This is a genomic window from Kitasatospora sp. NPDC002551, assembly GCF_040296005.1.
Lineage (GTDB): Bacteria > Actinomycetota > Actinomycetes > Streptomycetales > Streptomycetaceae > Kitasatospora.
Map to the genome: position 1 here is coordinate 1 of NZ_JBEOWI010000072.1, position 23345 is coordinate 23345.

Annotated in this window: 18 protein-coding genes and 1 pseudogene; 13 read left to right on the forward strand and 6 right to left on the reverse strand. The window is 73.1% G+C overall.

What is annotated here, in order from left to right; all coding sequences use genetic code 11:
• Positions 1-308 precede the first annotated feature (308 nt).
• The 5 genes from ABT093_RS36035 to ABT093_RS36055 all read left to right on the forward strand — a co-directional run bounded on the left by ABT093_RS36035 (position 309) and on the right by ABT093_RS36055 (position 4934).
• Entirely contained in the window at positions 309-605 is a 297-nt protein-coding gene (locus ABT093_RS36035) for a hypothetical protein (RefSeq protein WP_350571507.1), read from the forward strand.
• A 537-nt stretch (positions 606-1142) separates the two neighbouring features.
• Positions 1143-1424: a putative ATP-grasp-modified RiPP gene (gene tgmA, locus ABT093_RS36040; RefSeq protein WP_350571508.1), complete on the forward strand. Its 282-nt coding sequence runs from the start codon at positions 1143-1145 to the stop codon at positions 1422-1424.
• A gap of 2 nt (positions 1425-1426) precedes the next feature.
• Positions 1427-2395: an ATP-grasp ribosomal peptide maturase gene (gene tgmB, locus ABT093_RS36045; RefSeq protein WP_350571510.1), complete on the forward strand. Its 969-nt coding sequence runs from the start codon at positions 1427-1429 to the stop codon at positions 2393-2395.
• Positions 2392-3528 carry an ATP-grasp peptide maturase system methyltransferase gene (gene tgmC, locus ABT093_RS36050; protein WP_350571511.1) on the forward strand — a complete coding sequence of 379 codons (1137 nt, stop codon included), beginning with the start codon at positions 2392-2394 and terminating at the stop codon, positions 3526-3528. The genes tgmB and tgmC overlap by 4 nt, the downstream gene beginning before the upstream one ends.
• 221 nt (positions 3529-3749) lie before the next feature.
• Positions 3750-4934 (forward strand): competence protein CoiA, encoded by a 1185-nt coding sequence (locus ABT093_RS36055; protein WP_350571513.1) that lies wholly within the window; start codon positions 3750-3752, stop codon positions 4932-4934.
• Positions 4935-5225: 291 nt separating this feature from the next.
• Here ABT093_RS36055 and ABT093_RS36060 read toward each other — a convergent pair whose 3' ends face one another.
• On the reverse strand, positions 5226-5969 hold the full coding sequence (locus ABT093_RS36060; RefSeq protein ID WP_350571515.1) for a hypothetical protein: 744 nt from the start codon (positions 5967-5969) through the stop codon (positions 5226-5228).
• Positions 5970-6335: 366 nt separating this feature from the next.
• Between ABT093_RS36060 and ligA the strand changes: the two genes are divergently transcribed.
• The gene (gene ligA / locus ABT093_RS36065; protein ID WP_350571516.1) at positions 6336-8375 is read left to right on the forward strand and encodes an NAD-dependent DNA ligase LigA; all 2040 of its coding nucleotides are present in this window, start codon (positions 6336-6338) and stop codon (positions 8373-8375) included.
• Between the two features lie 76 nt (positions 8376-8451).
• On the forward strand, positions 8452-8919 hold the full coding sequence (locus ABT093_RS36070) for a hypothetical protein (RefSeq protein WP_350571517.1): 468 nt from the start codon (positions 8452-8454) through the stop codon (positions 8917-8919).
• A 279-nt stretch (positions 8920-9198) separates the two neighbouring features.
• On the opposite strand, the gene ABT093_RS36075 is transcribed toward ABT093_RS36070, so the two are convergent.
• From ABT093_RS36075 to ABT093_RS36095, 5 genes are all read right to left on the reverse strand, one after another.
• Positions 9199-10224, reverse strand: coding sequence for a hypothetical protein (locus ABT093_RS36075; RefSeq protein ID WP_350571518.1), 1026 nt, complete (start codon positions 10222-10224; stop codon positions 9199-9201).
• 66 nt (positions 10225-10290) lie between these two features.
• The gene (locus ABT093_RS36080) at positions 10291-10872 is read right to left on the reverse strand and encodes a helix-turn-helix domain-containing protein (RefSeq protein ID WP_350571520.1); all 582 of its coding nucleotides are present in this window, start codon (positions 10870-10872) and stop codon (positions 10291-10293) included.
• Between the two features lie 2 nt (positions 10873-10874).
• Positions 10875-11318 (reverse strand): hypothetical protein, encoded by a 444-nt coding sequence (locus tag ABT093_RS36085; protein ID WP_350571521.1) that lies wholly within the window; start codon positions 11316-11318, stop codon positions 10875-10877.
• Positions 11319-11562: 244 nt separating this feature from the next.
• On the reverse strand, positions 11563-13356 hold the full coding sequence (locus ABT093_RS36090; protein ID WP_350571522.1) for a hypothetical protein: 1794 nt from the start codon (positions 13354-13356) through the stop codon (positions 11563-11565).
• Positions 13357-13549: 193 nt separating this feature from the next.
• Positions 13550-14074, reverse strand: a complete 525-nt coding sequence (locus ABT093_RS36095; protein ID WP_350571524.1) for a hypothetical protein — start codon at positions 14072-14074, stop codon at positions 13550-13552.
• A gap of 247 nt (positions 14075-14321) precedes the next feature.
• Between ABT093_RS36095 and ABT093_RS36100 the strand changes: the two genes are divergently transcribed.
• The 6 genes and pseudogenes from ABT093_RS36100 (at position 14322) to ABT093_RS36125 (ending at position 23322) form a co-directional block, all read left to right on the forward strand.
• Positions 14322-17714: a DNA polymerase III subunit alpha gene (locus ABT093_RS36100; protein WP_350571525.1), complete on the forward strand. Its 3393-nt coding sequence runs from the start codon at positions 14322-14324 to the stop codon at positions 17712-17714.
• Positions 17715-17720: 6 nt separating this feature from the next.
• Positions 17721-18788, forward strand: a complete 1068-nt coding sequence (locus ABT093_RS36105) for a DNA polymerase Y family protein (RefSeq protein ID WP_350571527.1) — start codon at positions 17721-17723, stop codon at positions 18786-18788.
• 1 nt (position 18789) lies between these two features.
• Positions 18790-19278 (forward strand): annotated as a pseudogene (locus ABT093_RS36110) (LexA family protein); the annotation flags it as partial.
• Between the two features lie 126 nt (positions 19279-19404).
• Complete coding sequence (locus ABT093_RS36115; RefSeq protein WP_502884390.1) at positions 19405-20610, forward strand: tyrosine-type recombinase/integrase; 1206 nt, start codon at positions 19405-19407, stop codon at positions 20608-20610.
• A 4-nt stretch (positions 20611-20614) separates the two neighbouring features.
• Complete coding sequence (locus ABT093_RS36120) at positions 20615-20944, forward strand: helix-turn-helix domain-containing protein (protein ID WP_350571529.1); 330 nt, start codon at positions 20615-20617, stop codon at positions 20942-20944.
• Positions 20945-21102: 158 nt separating this feature from the next.
• Positions 21103-23322, forward strand: a complete 2220-nt coding sequence (locus ABT093_RS36125) for a hypothetical protein (protein WP_350571531.1) — start codon at positions 21103-21105, stop codon at positions 23320-23322.
• Positions 23323-23345 lie beyond the last annotated feature (23 nt).

Sequence of the window (23345 nt, forward strand, 5' to 3'; positions counted from 1 at the left end):
CGGCATTGCGGCGCCCCTGGCCCCTTGCCTCACGTGACAGAACAGCTTATTCCCTGCTGACCTGCGAGATCAGATTGACAACCAGAGATAACCAACGACCTGACCCGACCCCAACTCCTCGCGGTCTCCGCCGCCTCCAACAGGGCAAAAGGAGACCAAACGCCCGACCAGTGGAAGCCGCCGTCCCAGACCGCCTGGTGCCACTACGCGAAGGCCTGGATCAACGTGAAGAGCCACTACCGGCTGACCGTCACCGAACCGGAGAAGTCGGCCCTGAGCCCGATGCTCGACACCTGCCCGGCGGGATCATGACCACCCCCCACCCCGCCGACGGGCCGCTGCTGACCGAGGGCATCCCGGCCGGCCCGGGCGGCGTGATGACCACCGAGGTCGGCGTCATCACCGGCGACCTCACGCTGCGCACCGACTGGGACGGCCGCCAAGCGCTGCTCACCGTCCAGTACGACGGCGCCGACGAGTGGTACACCGTGGAGGGGTCCCCGGTGCCCGCCCCCACCGCGGCCGAGGCCGAAGGCGCGCACCTGGCGATGACGGCGGCCGTCCGGCGCGGCGGCGCGGCCACCGCCGCCGACCTCGGCCGCTGAACCCCGCCCGGTTCCGTGCGAGCCGCCGCCCGTGCGCCGGGCCGCTCCTGCGCAGCACCCTTGGCGTAGCCCGGGCTGCAGCCCGGCCCCAGTGCCCGCACCGTGGAGGAGCGGCCGGCCGAACCCCCGAGCGGTCCGGCCGCCCCAGCACGATCAGGCGGCCGGGCTGCTGGCCAGCAGGTCACGCCGCAGCAGCCCGTTCGCGTCGGGACACGCCGGGTGCACCGCACCGCTCGCTCCGTCGAGCAGCACAGTCATGTTCTCCCGCCCCGGCGGGTCGAGCGCCTCGCCCAGGACGCACAACCCCTCGCCACCCCCGACGAGGAGGTTCCCGAACCGGTCGCCGAGCCCCCGGCCGCGCGAGTGCTGACGCGGCGCGAGATGCCCCGGCCGCCGGGGTGGGGCCTGTGCAATGGACGGCGAAGTTCGCCGAACCGCTCCCCAACTTCTGCCCCGTGCCCGATGATGACTGCTGGTCGCCGATTGGTCACCGTTCGCCTCGTCAACGTCACGTGCCAGGGTGAAGGAGAGATCAGGATGCCGAACACCGCAGCTGCTCCGTGGGGCACCACCCGGATGCGCCGCTACGCCGACACCCCGCCCGCGCCAGTGCTCACCCCGGTCATCGATCCGGACACCCAGGTCGCCGTCTTCCACGACGAGCAGGGCCGCACCGTCGAGCTGGGGAAGCACGGAACCAGCACCGACCAGACCGGCCCGACGAGCACCGGCGGAGGTGGCGGGGATGGGCAGAGCGGCGGGCAGACCACGCCGACCGACGTGGACACCCTCACCTCGAACGACCAGGACCAGAGCTGACCGTGGGGGAGCGGCAGCCAGCCGTGCTGGTGCTGACCTGCTCCTACGATCCGACGGCCGACATCGTGCTGCGGATCCTGGCCGGCCGCGGGGTGCCGGTCGTGCGCGCGGACCCCGGCGCCGAGCTCCACCAGGGTGCCGCGCTGACCGCCCGCTACGGTGCGGACGGACGGCGCGGCTCCATGACCACCGCCACCCGCACCCTGGACCTCGACCGGGTCCGATCGGTCTGGTACCGGCGCCCCTCGCCGTGGGCCGCGCCGCCCGGCATGGCCGGGCAGGACGCCGACTTCGCCCGCGCCCAGGCCCAGTGGGGCGCCGGCGGGATCCTCGCCGCGCTGCCCGGCGCCCACTACGTCAACCACCCCTGGCGGATCCGGGCAGCCGAGCACAAGCCCGCCCAGCTCGACGCCGCGCTCACCGCCGGCTTCGCCGTCCCCGACACCATCGTCACCACCGACCCCGACCAGGCCCGCGCCTTCTGCGCCCAGCAGCCCGGCGGGGCCGTCTACAAGCCGCTGTGGAACTCCCCCTACGTCGACGAGGACGGCCGGCCGCTGCAGGCATGGGTCGCCGAGGTCGACCCGCGCGAAATCGGCGACGCCGTCGCGGCGTGCCCGCACCTGTTCCAGGCGAAGGTGGCCAAGGGCTTCGACGTGCGCCTGACCGCCGTGGGCCAGGAGCTGTTCGCGGTCCGGATCGACAGCCCCGACCTGGACTGGCGCCGCCGCCAGGACCTGATGACCTGCACGCCGATCGCTGTGCCAACCACCGTGCGCTGCTCGGTGGCCCGCTACCTGGCCCACTTCCGGCTGGTCTACGGAGCGTTCGACTTCGCCGTCGACACCACCGGCCGCTGGTACTTCCTCGAAGCCAACGCCGCCGGGCAGTGGGCGTTCTTCCCCTCCGGGACCACCGAGGCCATCGCCAGGGCGATCGCCGACCAGCTTGAGAAAGGCCACGCCGCATGACCTCCACCGCCGCGGACCTGCGCGCAGACCTCGTCCGCCATCTCACCGCCGAAGAAGGCCTCACGGACCCGCTCTGGCGTGCCGCCGCAGCGGCCGTCCCGCGCGAGGCGTTCGTCGACGCCTACTTCCGCGAGGTCCCCGGCTCCTTCCCGACCTCCTACGAACCGGTCCACGAAGGCGACGACGGCTGGCTCCGGGCCGTCTACACCAACCAGACCCTCATCACCCAGCTCGACGGCCGTATCCACCCCATCGACGGCCCGGCCGCCGGCTCCCCCTCCTCCTCGTCCACCCTGCCCTCCCTGGTCCTACGGATGTGGCAGCAGCTCGACGTCCACGACGGCCACCACGTCCTGGAGATCGGCACCGGCACCGGCTACTCGACCGCGCTCGGCGCCCACCGCCTCGGCGACGGCAACATCACCAGCATCGAGGTCGACCCCACCGTCGCCGCCCGCGCCGCCGCCTCCCTCAAGACCACCGGCCACGCCCCGCACCTGATCACCGGCGACGGCCTCGCCGGCCACCGGGACCGGGCCCCGTACGACCGGCTGATCGCAACCTGCGCCGTACGCACCCTGCCCTACGCCTGGCTCCACCAGGTCAGACCCGGCGGGAAGATCCTCGTCACCTTCTCCGGCTGGCAATTCGGCTACGGCCTCGCCCTGCTCACCGTCACCGAACCCGGCGAAGCGACCGGCCGCTTCCTGCCCGGCCACACCAGCTTCATGATCGCCCGCCCCCACGACCGGCCCCCGCGCCAGAACCCCACCCTCCTGCCCGGCGACGAACGCCCCACCCATATCGACCCCACCGCCATCACCACCTGGACCGGCACCTGGGTCGCCCAGCTCGCCGCCCCCTCCGCCGAACGCATCAACGCCGGCGACCAGCAGATCCTCATCGACCACGCCACCGGCTCCCACGCCCGCACCCGCCCCGACGGCAACGGCGGCTTCACCGCCACCCAACGCGGCCCGCTGCGCCTGTGGGACCAGGTCGAGGACGCGATCCAGGCGTGGCAGGCGGCTGGCGCGCCCCACCAGGAGAAGTTCGGCATCACGGTCACCGGCGACGGACAGCGAGTATGGCTCGGCAGCGAGGACGGGCCCGGCTGGCTCCTGCCGCTGTGACCCCGCCACGAGGCGCACACAGGGCTCCTGCTGAGCCGCCCGTGGCCGCCTCGGGCACCCGCGGTTCGAACCGCTGCGGCGTAGCCCGCAGTGCGGTGGGGGATCGGCGGCCGCACATTGAAGGCAGGCACCCGCCGAACCCCCGCGCGCTCCGGCGGCCCCGGTCCGCGGTTCGGCAGGGGAGGGGCCGGGGAGGATGACGGCCGGGGAGAGGGGGAACGGTGACGTTCACCGCCGTGCACGCGCAGCGGGGCCGCCTGGACGCGACCCGGGACGACCTGGGCTGCGGCTGGGCGTGGACAGCGGTCCACCGGGCACGGCCACGGGTCCCGCTCGGGTGCCCGGAGTGCGGCCACGGGCTGCACGCCAAGGTCTCGCCCACGGGGATGCGGTTCTTCTCCCACGACCGCGGCTCCCCGACCTGCGCGCTGGCGCAGGAGAGCATGGAGCACCACCTCACCAAACTGCAGCTGGCGCACGCGGTCCGGGCCACCGGCTGGTACGCCGAGCTGGAGGTCCGCGCACCGGACGGGTCCTGGCGCGCCGACGTCATGGCCTCCTCCACCGACGGCGCCCGCCGCATGGCCTGGGAGGCGCAGCTCTCCCCGATCACCCGCGACGAACTCCGCGAGCGCACCGACCGCTACGCCGTGGCCGGTGTCGCCGTGTGCTGGGTGGCGCTGTCCTCCCGGGGATGGGTGGGCGCGGCACCCACGGTCGTGGTCTCGGCCCGGGGACCGGCCAGCGCCGAGAACTGGAGCGTGCACGGCGGCGTCGCTCGCTTCACCGTCTCACCGTGCCGCAAGAAGTGCCGATGCCCGCACGGACACGGCCGCTGGGAGAGTGTCAGCGCGACCCTGGACGACGTCGTCGCCTGGGTGCTCAGCGACCGGATCGTCCCGCATGGGCTGCCCGCCGTGGAGGACGACCAGCGGATCCTGTGGACCGCACCACGCTACGTCGAGCGGGCTCAGGCCCACGCCGAGGCCGACCGCCAGCACCAGGCCAAGCAGGCCAACGAGGAGCAGCGGCGTCGTAAGGAGCGGCGAGAGGGGTGGGCCGAGCCCAGGGCAGGGCAGGACTGGCGGGCCGGCATGCCGATGGGACGGCGATTCCGGCTGGAGGCCGCAGCCGCCCGGTGGGTCCAGGCTGACAGCGGGCGGCCCGCCCGCCTGGGCCACGAGGAGATCATGGAACCCCGGTGGGCCGGCGGCCTGCCGGTGTACGCCGCCGACCGCCCTTACGCCGTCCTGCGGCCCGCCGCCCACCGCGCTGGCCGGGACGATCTGACCGGGCTGGTGGTCCTGACCGCCGGCGACGCCGAACAGCGAGCCGTCGTCACCAAGGCCCCGGCCGGAACCCGCGTCGTCAATCTGTCGGCACAGCCCGAGCCGACCACCATGTGAAGCGCCCCGGACCGTCCTCCGCAACCGGACCCGCCCCGTGCCCTGGCCGGCGCCACTGATCAGCGGCCAGTCCCGGCCAACACGCCATAGGCGTTGAGAACTTACTGCTACCCTCAATCCTTGTGAGAGCAGCCTCGCCTGAGGTAGCACGAGGCTGAGCTCAGCACCTACGGTGTGACTTCAAGTCGCACGTGATGGCCCAGCTGTTGGTGCGGCTGGGCCATCGCTATTTCTGCCCTGTTCGTTCCCCATCCCCACCCGGTGCCCGACCGGGTCGGGAGACGGGACCCCCTACGTGATGCTCTTCACCAGCGGCACCGCCAGCTGCATGAAGTTCGGCAGCCGGCCCAGAATGTTGTCGCCGCTGAGGAAGAGCACCCGATCGCCGATCCGGGTCATCACGATCTCCGAGGTCCTGTACGGGCCCGTGGGGACCTGCTTCAGGTCGACGGCCTCGTTGCCGAGCCCTGGTACGGGCTGAGCCGTCACGGTCATCGGGACCGGCGCGCCGTCCGTGTTCTTCGCGGTGAAGGTCTTGCAGCGCTCCGCATACGCCCGCAGGTCGCCGAGCAGCTTGGCCGCGTCGCCGGGGCGGTAGGCGGCCAGGTAGACCTGGACCATGTGGTCCCCGTCGTAGACCTCGCTCGTCGCGCCCGACACCCTGTAGCCCTGCGAGAAGACGGTCCCGGAGATGCGCATCTGGGTGCACGGTTCCGTGATCTGCGGCGGGTCGGCCCGGTACTCGTTGATGGTGGTGCCGGTGTCGACAGGATTGCCGGTGCCCTTGATCGTCCACCCCGCGGGCAGCATCGCCGCGGTCGGAAGGGACGTGCGCAGGTCCACTCCGGTGGGGAGCGGCGGGCCGGTCGGCGTGCTGCTGGGCGTGCTGAACGCCGTGGCAGTGGGCAGCTGGACGGTCGGCGGGGCCGTCGGGGTGGCGCCCGTGGAGGTGGCGGGGGCCGCGGTGGTGGCCGGCAGTTCGCCGGAGACCGTCAGCGTGCCGGAGGAACACCCCGTGACAGCGGCTGCGACCATCGCAGCCGCGACCACCACGAGCGGAATTCGCACAGCGGATCGGACCATGGAAAATGCCCCCTGGGTTGGTAGCGGAATGCAATACTTCGTGGGCACAGGAGTGTCACCCTCTGGCGGTGACCACGCTGCTGGCCCGGTACGGCGCCCGACCGCTCTGCTGTCCCCCCTTGCAGGCGCTGCACGGTAAGGATCATGCCCGATCCGCGCGCCTCGTGGGATGAGTATTCGTACTCAACCGGGTTCCTGGACGCTCCGCAGTCTTCACCGCACCTCGATAGCGGGGCGCCCGAAACAGCGGAGGCCTCATGCAGACCTCCACCTCTCCGGGTCGGGCATATTGTCGGTGGTGGGCGCGATGATGTCGCCATGATCGATGCATCCGCTCCACTCCCGTCCTCCTCCGCCTACGCCGACGCGGTCGCCGCCGCCGTTCAGGCCGCCGCCGCCTACTACACCGACGGGGCCACGCCGCTCGGGGACGACGAGTACGACGCGCTGGTGCGGTCGATCGCGGCCTGGGAGGAGGCACACCCGGACGAGGTGCTGCCCGACTCGCCCACCGGGAAGGTCGCCGGCGGCGCGGTCCAGGGCGACGTGCCGCACAGCGTGCCGATGCTGTCACTAGACAACGTGTTCTCGGTCGAGGAACTGGAGTCCTGGGCGGCCGGGCTGGAGCGCCGGCTGGACCGAGAGGTGAACGCCTGGTGCGTGGAGCCCAAGCTGGACGGCCTGGCGGTCGCCGCCCGCTACCGCGCCGGGCGCCTGCAGCAGCTGATCACCCGGGGCGACGGCCAGGCCGGGGAGGACATCAGCCACGCCGCCGACGCCGTCCTGGGCCTGCCCGCCGTACTCACCGAGCCGATCGACGTAGAACTGCGCGGCGAGGTCCTGCTCACCCGCGAGCAGTTCGAGAACGCCAACGAGGTGCGCACCGCCCACGGCGCCGCCCCGTTCGCCAACCCCCGCAACGGCGCCGCCGGCACCCTGCGCGCCAAGGACCGCCCCTACCGCATCGAGCTGACGTTCTTCGGCTACGGCGCGGTCGGCCTCGACGACGACCTCACCCACAGCGCCCTGCTGGAGCGCCTGGCGGCCCTGGGGGCCAACACCGCCGCCACCACCGCCGCCGCGCCGAAGCGCTGCTCGACGCTGGGGGAGGCGCAGCAGCGGATCGACGAGATCGCCGCGCTGCGCTCCGAGCTGCCGTTCGGCATCGACGGCGTCGTCGTCAAGGCCGACTCCGCGGCTGACCAGCGGGAGGCGGGGTCCGGCTCGCGCGCGCCGCGCTGGGCGGTCGCCCGAAAGCTCGCCGCCGAGCACAAGGTGAGTCGGCTGCTGGACGTGGAGTGGAATGTCGGGCGCACCGGCATCATCGCGCCGCGGGCGGTGCTGGAGCCGGTCGTGATCGACGGCGTGACCGTGACGTATGCGACCCTCCACAACCCGGCCGACATCGAGCGCCGCGACCTGATGATCGGTGACGCGGTCTACGTACTCAGGGCCGGCGACGTGATCCCGCGCGTGGAGGCGCCGCTGGTCGAGGAGCGCACCGGGGCCGAGAAGCCGATCGCCTTCCCCGAGGTCTGCCCGCGCTGCGGGGACGCCATCGACCGAGCGCAACAGCGCTGGCGCTGCGTGCGCGGCCGCGGCTGCCAGGCCGTCGCCTCGGTGGTCTACGCGGCCGGGCGCGACCAGCTCGACATCGAGGGCCTGGGCGGCACCCGGGCCGTGCAGCTGGTCGAGGCCGGGCTAGTGGCCGACATCGGCGACCTGTTCACCCTCACCCGGGAGCAGCTCCTGGGCCTGGAGCGCATGGGAGAGACCAGCACCGACAACTTGCTCGCCGCGATCGAGGTTGCCCGCACACAGCCGCTCAACCGGGTGTTCTGCGCGCTCGGCATCCGGGGCACCGGGCGCACCATGTCCCGCCGGATCGCCGCCCACTTCGGTTCCATGACGGCGATCCGCGCCGCCGACGCCGAGACCCTGGCCGCGGTGGACGGCATCGGCACGGAGAAGGCCCGCGTCCTCGTCGCCGAACTCGCCGAGCTCGCCCCGCTGCTGGACCGCCTCGCCGAGCTGGGTTTGGGCACCGCCGAGACACCCCCAGCCGCTGTCGGCGCCGGTGCGGACGCCGAGACCGACGGCGACGCCGGCCCGCTCGCCGGCGAGGCGGTCGTCGTCACCGGCAGCATGACCGGCGCTCTCGCCGAGCTCTCCCGCACCGAGATGAACGAGCTGATCGAGCGGGCGGGCGGCAAGGCCTCCTCCTCCGTCTCCAAGCGCACCACCCTGGTGGTGGCAGGCGAGAAGGCCGGCTCCAAGCGGGCCAAGGCCGAGGAGCTCGGCGTGCGGATCGTCGCTCCGGAGGAGTTCGCCGACCTGGTCGCCACCTACCTGGCCTGACCCCCGGCTGGCCGGGGCGATCCCGCCCCGGCCAGCCGCGCGCGAACATGCGAACACAGCCGGGTACGGTCCCAGGATGAGCAGCTCCGACCTCTCTCTCCAGGACCTCGTCTCGGCCGCCGTCGAGGACACGGTGGCCACCGCCAGCCCGGCCGCTGGACTCTGGCTGGTCGCGGAGCTGGAACTGCGAGGCCCCGAGGCCACGTGGGGCGGTGTCCAACTGCTGTTCGCCCCCTTGGCCGCCCGGCCCGCCTACGGGCTGTCACCCCACGAAGCCGCCGACCGGCTGCGCCACAACGCCAGGACCGCCCAGCCCGACGTCGCCCTGGTCCTGTCGATGCGGCTCGCCCACTGGGAGAAGGGCACCGAGGCCGTCGCCCGGCTGTGGCACGAGGCTCCCGCGGCGCTGCGTCGGACCGCGTTCATGCACTGGCTCATCTGCTACTGCCTGGCCATCGGGCACGACGGGATCCGGCTGAGTGCCGAGGACACGGCGGCCCTCGTCCGGCGCGCGATCCCGTTACCGCCGGGTGCTGCCCGCTGAACCTGCGGCCCACCGCTTACGGCGAGGTGCCGCCTCCACGATCACGGCAGGGCGCGGTCCGGTCCGGTCCGGCAGGACCGTTGCAGCGGACGAAGACGGCAGCCGGTCGGCACTCGGGCACGCCCGTGTACGCGGTTCAGGTGATCCTCGGAGATATCAGCCGGCACAGGGGAGGCCCGCTCGGACAGTGCCAGTCGGGTCGGCTCGCGGGCCTGCGATGTTTAAGCGGTGATCACGCCGGGATTCTTGCCACGGGAGCGACGGCGAACGCGGAGCCGCTCAGTGGCGCAGGACGTGGACCAGCTTGTCCGGGTCCAGAATCGGGGCGCCGTCGGGGCCCTTGAGGTAATCGTCGATCCAGATCGGCCTGTGGTCGTGGCGCGAGGGGAAGTAGTGGTTGCGCCAGTGCCCGTGGACCACCCACTGGTGCTGGTAGTGGATGGACGGTTCCCCGTCGTGGCGTTCGCGGAAGACGTGGCGGTGATGACGCAGGTCCACGTACCGCACCGCGGTGGGCAGATCGGGGGCCAGGCGGGCGACCCGCTTGGCGAAGGTCTTGCCCGCCCGGAGCACCTTGGTGTCGGTGATGGTCTGCCCCAGGAGGAGCCAGGTGACGACCAGCGCGCGTTCGGTCTCCTGGAGCTGGTCGTGAGACCTCTCGCGGGCCTCGAATTCGAGCAGGCTCAGGCCGCTGTCGGCCGGGGGTCGGTCGCGCAGCCAGCCCGGGACCTGCCCGAACGGCAGGTAGGAGGACATGAAGCAGACGAGCGGCTGGGGCAGGCGTCGCCTCAGCTGGCTGATCTCCTTCCTGCTGAGGTCGCGCAGACCGATGCGGGGGTCGCCGATGGCCGTGTAGCGCAGCCAGTTCTCCCGGGTGACCCAGATCCGGACGTGAACGCCGTGGCCGGCCTGCGCCCAGGTTGCTGCGGTGATCGGGGCTCCGACGTTCCCGGCTCCCTCGTAGGCGTCGGCGACGGGCTCCTCCCAGACCACGAGTCCGTGGTGGGAGGGCAGGTCTTCGTGGTGGAGCCGGTAGCGGGGCAGCGCCGCGCCCGCGGCCACGCTGAGGCGGGTCATGTCCGTGGTGGCGAAGTAGAGGTCGGCCAGGCGCAGCGAGTGGGCCCAGTCCGCGGCGGCCTGGCGTTCCTGGGCCGCCGTCTGCGCGTCGAAGCCCTCGGCCCAGACCGCGGGTCCGCCGTCAGGGCCGTCGGCGACCAGCCAGGCGGCGAGTTCGGCTCGGATCTCCGGGAGGTCGTGCGGGTGGATGCCGGTGGGCAGGGGGAGCGGGAAGGGCGTGGTGCTCATGGGTGCCCCGCGTGCTTCGACGGGTTGTGGTGGATCGGCGGGCTTGCGTGGACCTCGGCTCGGTCGTCACCCCTGTTCTGGAGCGGGGTAGGCGATCCGCAGCCCGGGAACCTCGTAGGCGATGCGCGCAACGACGGCGCGGTGCCAGGCGGCCGGGAAGAAGGACTCGGGATGGGCGGCGTGGTATTCGTCGTCGGACCGGTATGTCCACACGCCCGGGTCGTCGATCCCGGCCAGCCGTGCGGCGGCGGCGCCGACGAACTCGGCCGTGTGCTGTTCCAGTGCCTCGACCTCCAGCCGCACGGCGTCCGGGATCGGGTGCCGGCCTGCCTCCCAGGCCCGGACGGTCCTGCCGCTGACCTGGAGGTGGGCGGCCAGCCAATCCCCGGTCAGGCCGAGGTACTCCCGGACGACCCGGAGTTCGGCGGGCTGCATCCGTTCGTCCTCCGGCAGGAAGGCGGGATCGGTGTAGGTGGCCTCCCGCGGCAGCGGCGCGCCGACTGCGGCGGGCGGCCCGGCGTCGTCCGGCGAGGTGGTGCCGAACCCGGATGCCGGACGGGCCGCACCGCTGCGCCCGGTCTCATCTGCCGTGGTGTCCGTGTGAGCAGTCCCGGCCTCTCGGCCGAGGGCCGCCTTGGCGCCGTCCATGATCAGGAGGCGAGTCGTGCCGCGGCGGCGCGGAAGGCGGCCTTGGCGTCGTCCACGCTCGGGAGGAGTGTGGTCGTGCCGCGCCCTTCGGCGTCGAAGATGGTGACCGATCGCCAGTCTCGGATCACCCCTCGAAGGTCGTCGCCGTCCGACCATTCCTGGCCCTCGGTGACGCACCAGTGCGCGGCAAGCCGCTCGACCTCCGCACGGTGTCGGCCGTGGCAGGGTGTCCCCTCGGGGGAGAACTCCGCAGCTGCGGTGCCATCCGCGAGGACTGCGAGGGTCTCGGTGGTGACGTCGGGATCGAGCGGGTAGAGCTTGCCGCCGACGAAGATGCCGGCCAGCCAGTCGCGTGGTGTCTCGCGGGCGTCTGCTTCTGTCGCGGGGGGCGCGTTGAGTATGACGGCCAGGTCGAGGCTGGTGGCGATGGAAGAAGGAACGTACATGGCAACCGGCTCCCTCCGGCGCGAGGCCTGGGGCGGCTCCCCGGCCACAAATCCAGGCTAGCTTCCTAAAGTAGGAAATTCATCCGCACGACCGTCCTCGACGGTGCTGCCGGAGCCTTCCGGCCTCAGGGCTCGACGCTCGGGCCCGGAGGCCGGGCGCTCCCGCTGCTCAGCACCACTGGCCCGTTCGAGAACCCCTTCCGGGCACGCGGCTGACCATCGGTGCGGACGGCCGGGTCTTCTGCTACCCCCAGCGGCCGCGGGCAGCCTCGGGAACGGGGTGGTCCGCACGCCGCTGCAGCGCCTCTTGGTCCAGCAGAGCGGCCGCCTGCTCGGCCTGGTCGCGGAGCGCGGCCCAGCCTGCCGGCGGCGCGGGCTCGACCACCCGCTCCCCGTCCCAGACCGGCCCCGGCGTGTGCAGCGCCCCGAGCCGGACGGCCAGGTCCCGCTCCACCTCGCTGGTGGCCCGCACGAGCTCCCGATCCTCCGCGGTCCCGTTGCGGACGGGGGCGATGAGACGGTGATCGAACAGGTGGGCCAGCCGCACCTGCCACCAGCGGTAGTCCTGGTGGTCCTGGCTGAAGGGCGCCCGGGCCAGATCCCAGGCCGACAGCGCCCCGTGCTCGCCCAGCCGGGCCAGCACATCCCGGTGCAGCGGGGTCAGCCTCGGCGCCTTGCGGGCCTTCCTGGTAGCGGAGACCTCCTCGACACCGGCGTGGCGGCGCAGAAGGGCATGCATGCCGGTCAGGCACGCGGCCTGGTGGCGGACGCACCACCAGCCCTCGCGTCCGGGGGCGTCGACCAGTTCCAGCAGCCCCGGGCAGATCGTGCAGAGCCTCAGCACGATGGGCTCCCGCCCGTCTCCGCCGGAGCCGTCCCGGTCGTCACCGGGCCACCACTGCTGGTCCACCGCGTCCTCGCGCCCGCACAGCGCGCACCCGGTCTCGTGGAACGGCGACTGCGGCAGCGACCCGCGCAGATCGCGGACGACGGGCCACGCCCACACCTGCGCCGATCCCTGGTACTGGAGGTCATCGGTCCAGCCCAGCGACAGGCACTGCTCGCACAGCGCGACAGGGGAGGAAGCAAGAGCGGCTCCACGTTGGGCGACCCGCGCCGACGGCGCCGCCCGTCCGCACCACGAGCAGCCCTCCACGGGCGCCGCCGCCGGACGCCGATAGGGCGCGCTCGGTACCGCAGGGACGGTGAGATCCCGCTCCTCACGGAAGAGCACCGGCCCGTCGAGGCCCTCGGCCGGGCGGAACAGCCTGACGACCTTGCTGCGCCCGGTGAGCGCGAGCCGGGTGCGCCAGTGGCCGTATCCGGCCATGTCCCACACCCGCTCGCGCTCACCGCGGTCCCGGGCGGCATCGCGCAGGCGCTGCTCCGCCTTGCGCTGCTCGGCGGGGTCGTCCAGAAGCGGGCGCAGGTCCACGGCGAGATCGACGTGGAGCAGCTGCTCCTGGCCGTCTTCGGCGTACTTGCCGACCGCGCGGATCTCCTTGACCCACCACAGCGCGTCGGGGGCGTCGTTGATCGTCTGGGCCGCCTTGACCACCTTGGCGACCAGCGCGTCGGCGTTCTTGCGGGTGGACGGCTTGCGGCCGGAGGCGTGGGCCAGGCTCCGGCCAGCGGGGGTCAGCTTCCAGGTCCGGTGGTCGTGGTACTCGCAGTCGTCGGTACGGCAGTTGTAGCAGTGCTGGGGTTCGTGGAGGTCTTCGGGGGCGGTCAGGTAGCCGGCTTCGACGGCGGTGGCCAGCAGCGCCAGGCACCGGTCGCGGTCGAGGTGGACGGCGCGCTGAGCGTCGCGGACGCCGAGCCCGTACGGGTTGCCGCGCTTGAGCAGGTCGCGGATCTCCCGGGTGGCATAGCCCAGCAGCGGGGCGTCCAGGTCCACGACCCGCTCGCCTTCCTGCCGTCCGATGCCTCCGAGCGGCATCAGCGCCGGACCGCTGTCACCGTCCTCGCGGGCGTACAGGGCGGCCATCTCCGCGAGAAAACTACTCATGTCCAGCCCGAACTCTTCGATGCCCTCCACAGAATTCCCTTCCTGCTCCGCCCGTGACGCTGTACGAGGAACGCTCAGCACCGGGATCGACTCGCCGCCCGGTTCCTCCCGGCGGAGACGAACCAGTCTCGCGGGTCGTGCCGACCGGCGGTCACCGTGCGGTACGCGCGCCGCCGGCCTGCCGCGGACACCGTATCGGGGAATGCCGGCCAGGGCGGCGCGGTCAGGGCCTGGGGCGCCCGACCCAGGCCTGGTGTTGCGCCGCGACGAGTGATCCCTGGCGGCGGCGGCCTCTCAGCACACCGACCCGGGTCCGCCCCTCCACGACCTGCAGACCGGTGCCCGCCGGGGTGACCAGCCTGCGGTCTAGGAGGACCGGCGGGCGCTTCCAGGTCCCCAGTTCCGCCCAGTGGCGGGCGACGCCCTCGTGGATGCCGAACTGCCGGACGGCGACCCAGTGGTCCGGGTCGGCGGCGTACTCCTCGATGCAGCCGTCGTCGGACGCTCCGGTCGGCATCTCGCTCAGCTCCGCAGCGGTGACGGCTTCGAGGCTCCAGAGGATCCCGGCCAGGTCGATGTGCCCGTAGTCGCGCTGGAAGCTTCCGTTGTCGCCGTGGTCGTAGAGCCATTGCTCGACGACGTCGTCGGGCCACCGGAGTGGGGCGATCATGGGGACGGCCAGGAAGTCACCGAGGCCGAGTCCGGCCCGACGGCGCACCATCAGGCCTTCGAGGTCACCGAGCTGCATGGCCTCACCGTAGGGCCTCCGTCCGCCCCTGCGCTGACGGACCCGGCCCCCGCCCCGGCTGCCGACGCGCGGGGGCCGGCCCCGGCCGGTCGCCGGTGCCGCAGAGCAGCACGCACTGTTCCACGTCGCCCACCTGCGGTATTGCGGCTTGCGCCGTTAATCGAACGTAGTATCGAATATAGAAGCCGGAGGGGAGCCGGGATCGACGACACGAAGGGGGACCGGACCGGACAGGAGGTGATGCAGGGTGCTCACGTCCCATCTGCACACCGCCTCGGGCTACTCGGTGCGCTACGGCGCGTCCCTGCCGGCCGCGCTCGCCGGGCGGGCCGCCGAGCGCGGCATCACCGAGCTGGCGCTGACCGACCGCGACACCGTCTCCGGCGTCGTCCGCCACGCGAAGGCCTGCGCCGCCGCCGGGGTCCGGCCGCTGTTCGGCGCCGACCTCGCCGTCGGCCTGGTCGAGCAGCCCGGCCGAACCGCCGATCGCCGCCGCACCCCCGCCAGGGGAGGGGCGTTCGTCGACGAGTCCGCGCCGCGGGTCACCCTGCTGGCCCGCGACCGCGCCGGCTGGGCCAACCTGTGCGCCTTGATCACCGCCGCCTGGGCGGTCCGCGCCGAGCGCGGCGGCGGCCAGCCCGTCGTCCCGCTGGAGGTCCTTGCCGCCCACGCCGACGGCCTCACCGCCCTGCTCGGCCCCGGCTCCGAGCCGGTCCGCGCGCTCGCCGCCGGCCGCCCTGACCGCGCCCGCGACCTCCTCGCCCCGTGGCGGACCTGGTTCGGCCCCCACCTGCGTCTGGAAGCCGTCCACCACCGCCGCACCGGCACCGGCCCCGGCTCGCTGCGCCTGGCCGCCCGCACCGTCGGCCTCGCCACCGACCTCGACCTCCTCCCCGTGCTCACCAACGCCGCGCGCTACGCCGACCCCGGCACCGGCCCCATCGCCGACGTCCTGGACTCCGCCCGCATGCTGCGCCCCGTCCAGCGTGGCGCGGTGTGCAACGGCGAGCGGTGGCTGAAGGGCCCGGCCGACATGGCGGAGCTCGCCGCCGAGGTCGCGCAGGCCGCCGGCCAGGGCCCCTCCGGCGCCCAGCGGCTGCTCGCGGTCACCGCCCGTACCGCGGCCGAGTGCCGGCTCGACCCCGCCTCCGACCTCGGGATCGGCCGGGTCCATTTTCCGGAGGAGGACCGGCTCGGCCTGGCCCCCGGCACGTCGGCGCGGGTGCTGCGCGAGCGCTGCGAGGCGGAGATGGTCCGCCGCGGCTACGACCGCCGCCCCGACGCCGTCGATCGCCTGGCCGAGGAGCTGGAACTCATCTCGGCGCTCGGCTGGCCCACCTTCTTCCTCACCGTCGGCCAGGTCGTCACCGACATCAAGGACATGGGCATCCGGGTCGCGGCGCGCGGATCGGCGGCCGGCTCACTGGTGGTGCACCTGCTCGGCATCGCCGTGGCGATGCCGCTCGACCACGACCTGATCATGGAGCGCTTCCTGTCCTACCGGCGCACCTCGCTGCCGGACATCGACGTCGATGTCGAGTCCGAACGCCGCATCGACTGCTACAAGGCGGTCCTGCAGCGGTTCGGGCCCGAGCGCGTCACCACCGTGTCGATGCCCGAGACCTACCGGGTGCGCTGGGCGATCCGCGACGCCGGCCTCGCCCTGGGCATCGACCCCACCGAAGTCGACCGCCTCGCCAAATCCTTCCCGCACATCCGCGCCCGCGACGTCCGCACCGCGATGGCCGAGCTCCCCGAGCTGCGCCACGTCGCCGAGCACGCCGACCGGTACGGGCGGCTGTGGGACCTGGTCGAGGGCCTGGACGCGCTTCCGCGGGGGATCGCGATGCACCCGTGCGGCGTCCTGCTGTCCGACCACACCCTGCTGGCCCGAACGCCGGTGATGCCCACCGCCGGCGAGCACCTCCCCATGAGCCAGTACGACAAAGAGGACGTCGAGGACCTCGGGCTGTTGAAGCTCGACATCCTGGGCGTGCGCATCCAGTCGGCGATGGCGTACGCCGTCACCGAGATCGAGCGCACCACCGGCCAGAAGATCGACCTGGACGACCCCGAGCAGGTCCCGCTCACCGACGAGGACTCCTACCAACTCCTTTGCGAGGGCGAGTCATTGGGGGTCTTCCAGGTCGAAAGCCCAGGTCAGAGGGACCTGTTGGGAAGATCCCAGCCCAAGACCTTCCAGGACCTGATCGTCCAGATCGCGATGTTCCGGCCCGGCCCGCTGTCCGCCGACATGGTCAAGCCGTGGCTGGAGACCCGCCGCGGCCGCCGCCCCCGCTACCCCCACCCCGACCTGATCCCCGTGCTGCGGCCAACCGGCGGCGTGCTCGTGTTCAACGAGCAGATCGCGAAGACCTTCGCGACCTTGACCAGGTCGGACCTGGCGATGGGGGAGGAGGCCCGCCGGGCCCTCGGCAAGCCCGACCGCCTCCCGGCCCTGGAGGCATGGTTCCGCAGCCGCGCGGCCGCCGCCGGCTACGACCCCGCCGTCATCGACACCTGCTGGACCCAACTCCTCGGGATGGGCCAGTACGGGTTCGCAGCCGCGCACGCGACCGCGTTCGCCCTGCCCGTCCTGCAGTCCGCCTGGCTCAAGACCCACCACGGCGCCGCGTTCTACGCCGGCCTGCTCCAGGCCGACCCCGGCATGTACCCCCTGCGCCTGGTCCTCGCCGACGCCCGCCGCCGCGGCATCGCGATCCTGCCCGTCGACGTCGCCCGCTCCGCCGCCGGCTACACCACCGAACCCGTCGCTGGCGGCGGCGAAGGCCTGCGCCTCGCCCTCGCCTCGGTGAAGGGCATCACCGACGCCGAGGTCGAGCGCATCACCGCCGCCCGCCCGTTCACCGGGATCGAGGACTTCTGGGAGCGTGCCCGCCCGAGCCTGCCGACCGCGCAGCGCCTGGCCCGGATCGGCGCCCTCGACACCGTCACCGGCGGCACCGGCCGCCGGGACCTGCTGCTGCTCCTGGACGAGCTGCACGCCCGCCAGCGCGCCGCCGCGACCACCGGCCAGCTCACCCTGCCCGCCCCCGCGCACGGACCCGGCACCGTCACCGGCCTGCCGGAGATGACCTCCGCCGAGCAGCTGAGCGCCGAGCTGGAGGTGACCGGCATGGACGCCTCCCGCCACCTCATGTCCGACCACCACGCGCTGCTCGCCGAGCTCGGCGTCACCCCCTCCACTCGGCTGCGCGACATCGAACCGGGGGAGACCGTGCTGGTCGCCGGGGCCAAGGTGGCCTCCCAGACACCGCCGATGCGCTCCGGCCGCCGGACGATCTTCGTGACGCTCGACGACGGCGCCGGCGGGCAGCCGATCGACCTCACCTTCTTCGACGACACCCACGCCGCCGTCGCGCACACCCTGTTCCACAGCTGGCTGATCGTCGCCCGCGGCCAGCTCCAGCGACGCGGACGCTCCCTCTCGATCATCGGCGCCCGGGCCTGGGACCTCACCGAACTCGCCCACGCCCGGACCGAAGGCGGCACCCGCGCGGTGCGCGACCTGCTCGCCGCCCCCGCCCCCGACGACGGCCAGGAGCCCCGCCGCCCCGGCCGGCCCGGCAACGGCGGCGCCGGACGGCTCTGGCACGCCTCCAGCGGATCGGCGGGGTGAACCACAATGACCAGCACCGCAGCCACCGTCCTGCACCTGCACCTGCACCGAGCGCCGTTCGAGACCTACCGTTCCCTGTTCACCGTCCTCGGCGACATCACCCCCGTCGTCCAGGCCCTGCCCCCTGACCGCGCACTCCTCCAGCTCTCCGGAGCCGTCCGATACTTCGGGCTCTCCCCAGCCGACCTCGCCGACCTCCTCCAGACCCGCCTGGCCGCCCGCTACGGCCTGGCCACCACCGGCGGCATCGGCCCCAACCGCATGCTCGCCACCATCGCCGCAGACACCGCCACTCCCGGAACCGTCCACGTCCTGCCCGACGACCCCGAGCAGCAGCTCGACTTCCTCCACCGCCAGGACGCCCGCCGCCTGCCCGGCGTAGGGCCCGCCCTGGAGAGGAAGCTCAGCCGCTACGGCATCAGCACCATCGGCGACCTCGCCGCCCTGCCACCGGCCACCGTGCAGCGCATCGCCGGCGCCACCACCGCCCGCCTGCTCCTCGAACGCGCCCACGGCACCGACCGGCGCACCATCACCCCCTCCGGCCCGCCCCAGACCATCGCCTCCACCACCCGGTTCGACCACGACGTCCTCGACCCCGACGAAGTCCGCCGCGCGCTGCTCCACCTCGCCACCGACCTCGGCGCCCGGCTCCGGGCCGCCGGCCAGAGCGCCCGCGCCGTCGAGCTCCAGGTCACCTACGCCGACCGCTCCCACACCACCCGCTCCCGGGTCCTGCCCGAGGCGACTGGCCACAGCCCAGCCCTGCGCGACGCCCTCTACGCCCTGCACGCCCGGCTCGGCCTCCAGCGGGCCCGGGTCCGTGCCGTCACCGCCCGCGCCGGCGACCTCCGCGAGCAAGTCACCGCGGCGGTCCAGCTGACCTTCGACCGCCCCACCGAGAGCGCCCGGGCCCTGGAGCCGGTCATCGACCGCGCCACCGCCCGCTTCGGCCGCGGCGCCATCGCCCCGGCCGCGCTCGCCACCGCCGCCTCCCGCCGGGCCAACGGCGCAGGTGACCGGGGCAATGGAGGTCACGGAAAGTTCGTAGACCACCGCCCCAAGCGGGCGTAAAGTGCCAGTCCACCAAGATCCCCGAGGAGAGGACACCGCCGTGCCGGAGGACACCACCGCAGCCCCTGCCCGCGCCGGCCGCCCGCCCGGCACCCGGATCGGCACCGACGGCCTCACCGACCGCCAGCGTCAGGTCGTGACGGCCATCCGCGACATCACCCAGGCCCGCGGCTACCCGCCCTCGATGAGGGAGATCGGCAGGGCGGTGGGACTCAGCTCGACCTCCTCCGTCTCCCACGTCATCCAGCGCCTGGAGTCCATGCACGTCGTCCGACGCGACCCCCACCGCCCCCGCGCCTACGCGCTGACGAACCCGCACATCGGCGAGCTGCCCGCGTTCCAGACCGACGGGCAGCCGCCCACCTCGTACGTCCCCCTGGTCGGCCGCATCGCCGCCGGCGGCCCGATCCTCGCCGAGCAGACCGTCGAGGACGTCTTCCCCCTGCCGCGCCGACTCGTCGGCGACGGGGAACTCTTCGCGCTCAAAGTGGAGATCCGACGGGTTCCTGGGGACGCCCCCTGCTCCTCTTGCGGCTGTTCATGCAGGTCACGGAGTCGCCGGAAGCTTCACACGATCGCGTGAGAATCTGCCAGTAACTCCTGGATTCCAGGAGTTATGCTCCTAATCTGCGTGTTCGTGGCAGATTCCGGGATTCGCCGCTTCACGCTCGTCGGTGGAGGAGCTGGCGCGACCCTCCTTGACGAACCCGGCCAGGCCCCTGCAGCTGAGCCGGGCCTCGCCGATGTCCTGACCCTGCAACGCCCGTCCGCCGAAGGCAGGGACGCGGAGGCCGAACGGGCGCTGTTCCAGGACTCGCTGGTCGAGTACTGCTGGGCCCGCGACGTGGCGGGCCTGGCGCCGAAGACGCTCGACGCCCTGGTGCAGCCGGTCCTTGAGGTCTGCTCCTTCTACGACGTCGTACCGTGGCGGCTGACCTCCCGGGAGCTGGACCGCTACTTCGCGGGGCCCGGGAAGGCCCGCCGGCACGCGACAATGCGCTCGAAGATCAACCGGATCGACGGCTACTTCGCCTTCCTGGAACAGCGCTACGCCGGGGAGATCCACCGGCGCTTCGGGGCCGCGGTCGCCTCGCCGATCGATCCGTTCAACCGGCCCCGGCACCGAGGCGACTTCGGGCTGCGCATCCCGCCGTCGGTGACGGAGACGAAGGCGTTCTTCGCGTCCTGGCGAGAGAGCCTGCCCAGGGCGCGGAAGTACCCGGTCGCGGTGCGCAACTACGTCATGTCGAAGCTGACGTACATCTCCGGGGTGCGGGCGTCCGAGCTGTGCGGGGTGTGCATGGGCCACGTGCACTGGGAGAACGGCCAGTGGGGCCGCTTCCTGGTCCGGGGCAAAGGCGCGCGCGGGTCGGGCCCCCGCGAGCGCGAAGCGTTCCTGTTCCAGGAGGGACGCGAGCTGCTGTGGTGGTACATCGAGGAGGTCCGCGGGGAGTTCGGCGACGACCCCGCCGATCCGCTGGCTCCGCTGTTCCCCTCCGAGCGGCTGCCCCGCGCGATGGCGGACCTGAACCTGCCGGTCGCACCTGCGGTGGGTCCGGACACGTTCCGGCGGGCGCTGAAGGCCGCCTCGCGGCTACACCTCAAGGGCCCGGTCACCGAGATCTTTCCGCATCTTCTGCGACACGCGTGCGCGACCCACAACTACGAGGCCGGGATGCCGTTGTGGGATGTACAGGTCTTGTTGGGCCATACCTGGGCCTCCACCACGGTCGGCTACCTCGCGACCGCCAAGGGCGACCCGGAGCGGATGAGCCTTGAGTCTTCCCGGCGAGCGGTTCGCCGGCTGAGCGCGGAGTCGTGAACGGATGAAGTGGAACCTGCGCTGGGCGGCGGCCCGGCGGGACATCTGGCGGCCGACCCAGCTCCTGGCCGCCTTCCAGGAGGTGGGCTTCAACCCCTCGCTGAGCAAGGTCGCCGCGATGTGGTCGAACCAGCCGGTCACCGTCCGCCTGGACGACCTCGACAGGATCTGCGCCGCGCTTCACTGCACGGTCGCCGACCTCATGGAGGCCGAGCCGGTCGCCGCCGCCGAACGAGAGAGCGTCGAACCGCAGGCGGTGGGGGAGAGCGGCCCGCTCAGGCCGGTCCCCAGGCCCGCCAGCGGCGGTCGGCGCCGGGCCCTGCCACCGAACTGACCGACAAGGGGGAGACCGGGGTGGGGAAGCCGACGGTACGGCGGGCCGGATCATGCGGGGAGTGCCTGGACTGGGGCATGCTCCCCGCGACGGGCGTGTGCGCGGACTGCGCACGCGTCCGCAACCGCGCTGGCCGGAACGGCCCATGGTCACCGGGGGTGTGCCGGCGCTGCGGCTGGACGCACGTCGTCGCCCGGGACGGAACCTGCCGGGCCTGCCTGCTCGCGGCCCGCCTAGGCCTCGACGACGACTGGGCCTGGGCGGAACTGCGACGCACTCATCTGCCCGCCGGCCGTCCCCGGCAGCTGGCGCTGCGCCTTCCCGGTCTCCGGCTTCCGGACGCCCGGCCGCTGCGGGCCAAGGACGGCCCGCGCGTCAGCCGCGAGGTGCCAGCCTGGCTGCGGGCACGCTTCCCCGAACCCACGCGGGACGACCCCGCGCTGTGTCCGCCCGAGCTGCCCGGCCAGCTCGCCCTCTTCCCCACCCCGCCGCGGTGCTTCGCTGCCAGCGACGGCGCCCGCATCCACGACCGGGACATCCCCGACATGCCACAGGCGTTCGCCGCGTTGGAGGACATGGCGCGCGAACGCGGCGTCGGAGCGTTCTGGCTTCTCCGCACCCGGCCTCTGGTGCGTCTGGCCCTGGCCGCCCGCGAACCCGGCGAGCACCAGGTCCGCCCCGAGGCCGTCCGCGACCTCCCGGCTCTGCGGCCCACCATCGCCGAAGCCCTGCACCGCGCAGGCCTCCTCGCCCCAACCGCCACCCGCCGGATCGTCTCCCCCGACCGGCTCGCTCACGGCAGCTGTGCGCACTGCTACGCCTGGGCGAACGACCGGCGCCGCCTGTGCGAGAAGTGCGCGAGCTGGCAGCACGTCCTGGGCAACCCGGAACCCAGCGTGTGCGCCCGCTGCTGCAGGATCGTGCCGACCTCGGGCGGACGGTGCCGCTTCTGCCGGATCGTCGAGGCCGAGACCGAGATCGACACGGCTGGTGCCGCGCTCGACGGTGGTGACCAGCTCTGGTTCGCCGGGCGTCTCGCTCCGGCCCTGGCCGTCCTCGCCCCCGGCGTCCCGGCGCCACGGTACGGGCGCTTCGACCTGAAGCGCCGCCTGGCCCGCTCGGCCGCCGGCACTCGCCCGCTCTCGCCCCACCTCGTCGACCCCGCGCAGCTCGAACTCTTCCCCGCCCCAGCCCGAGACTGGACGCTTCTGGCCGCTGAAGCCGAGCCCGCCCTCACCCCGGAGGCCACCGAGCTGCTCGACGACTTCACCACCTACATCCGCACCCGCGGCTGGAGCACCGACTCCTTCAGCGGCAGCGTGCGCACCCTGCGCCTGATCACCGGCCACCTCGGCGCCGACGCCCCCGTCCACGAGGCGGACATCCGCGCCCTGGCGAGCCTGCACCCCAACCTCCACGGCCACCGCCTCGTCCAGTTCCTCCGCAGCCGCGGCCTGCTGATCCCAATGCCCGACACCGCACACACGCTCATCGCCCGCGCCCGCCGCACCGCCGACGCCCTGCCCGGAGACTTCGCCCCCGCCGCGCACCGCTGGATCGACGTCCTCCAGGGCCAGGGCAGCAAGGAGAACTGGACACGCAGCCCCAAGACCATCGACAACTACCTCGACGCCGCCGCCCCCGTCCTCACCGCCTGGCACACGGCAGGCCTGCAAAGCCCGCGCGAGATCACGAGGAACCACATCGAAACCGCCCTCGAACCGCTCGCCGGCCACCACGCCCTGCGCGTCCACACCGCACTCAGGTCGCACTTCCGCGCCCTGCGCCGTGAACGGCTCATCTTCCGCGACCCCGCCCGAACCGTCACCCTCACCATCGCCCGTCGCCTGCCCACCACCCTGGCCTCCGACCGCCTCACCGGCATCCTCGACCACCTCCCCGACACCCGCAGCCGCCTCATCGTCGCCCTCGTCGCCGTCCACGCCCTTCAACCCCACCAGGTAGCGGGCCTGCGCCTGGAGGACCTCGACCGCTCCACCGCCCGCCAACGGGTGCGCCGCCCCCGGCGCCTGGACCACCTCCTCTACCTTGACAGCCTGCTCATGACCCTCTCCACCGCCTGGATCCGCGAACGTCACCAGCGCTGGCCCGACAGCACCAACCCCCACCTGATCGTGAGCCGGCAGACGGCCGTCGACCTCACGGGCCCGGCCGTCAGCGCTGGCCTGCTCCGCAAGCCGTTCCGCACCATCGGCCTGACCGCGGGCGCCCTTCGCACCGACCGCATCCTCGACGAGGCCCGCCACACCGCGGACCCCGTACGCCTGATGCGGCTGTTCGGCCTCGCCAACGTCACCGCGACCAAGTACGTCCTCACCGCGCACCCGGACAAGCGGCCGGCTCCCACCCGCGCGTGAACGACCGGCACATGGCGGGGAGT

Excerpts from the sequence above, each read along its gene's own strand:
- ABT093_RS36035 (WP_350571507.1), top strand. The coding sequence starts at position 309 with ATGACCACCCCCCACCCCGCCGACGGGCCGCTGCTGACCGAGGGCATC.
- tgmA (WP_350571508.1), top strand. The coding sequence starts at position 1,143 with ATGCCGAACACCGCAGCTGCTCCGTGGGGCACCACCCGGATGCGCCGC.
- tgmC (WP_350571511.1), top strand. The coding sequence starts at position 2,392 with ATGACCTCCACCGCCGCGGACCTGCGCGCAGACCTCGTCCGCCATCTC.
- ABT093_RS36060 (WP_350571515.1), bottom strand. The coding sequence starts at position 5,969 with ATGGTCGCAGCCGCTGTCACGGGGTGTTCCTCCGGCACGCTGACGGTC.
- ligA (WP_350571516.1), top strand. The coding sequence starts at position 6,336 with ATGATCGATGCATCCGCTCCACTCCCGTCCTCCTCCGCCTACGCCGAC.
- ABT093_RS36070 (WP_350571517.1), top strand. The coding sequence starts at position 8,452 with ATGAGCAGCTCCGACCTCTCTCTCCAGGACCTCGTCTCGGCCGCCGTC.
- ABT093_RS36075 (WP_350571518.1), bottom strand. The coding sequence starts at position 10,224 with ATGAGCACCACGCCCTTCCCGCTCCCCCTGCCCACCGGCATCCACCCG.
- ABT093_RS36080 (WP_350571520.1), bottom strand. The coding sequence starts at position 10,872 with ATGGACGGCGCCAAGGCGGCCCTCGGCCGAGAGGCCGGGACTGCTCAC.
- ABT093_RS36085 (WP_350571521.1), bottom strand. The coding sequence starts at position 11,318 with ATGTACGTTCCTTCTTCCATCGCCACCAGCCTCGACCTGGCCGTCATA.
- ABT093_RS36095 (WP_350571524.1), bottom strand. The coding sequence starts at position 14,074 with ATGCAGCTCGGTGACCTCGAAGGCCTGATGGTGCGCCGTCGGGCCGGA.
- ABT093_RS36105 (WP_350571527.1), top strand. The coding sequence starts at position 17,721 with ATGACCAGCACCGCAGCCACCGTCCTGCACCTGCACCTGCACCGAGCG.
- ABT093_RS36115 (WP_502884390.1), top strand. The coding sequence starts at position 19,405 with ATGCTCCTAATCTGCGTGTTCGTGGCAGATTCCGGGATTCGCCGCTTC.
- ABT093_RS36120 (WP_350571529.1), top strand. The coding sequence starts at position 20,615 with ATGAAGTGGAACCTGCGCTGGGCGGCGGCCCGGCGGGACATCTGGCGG.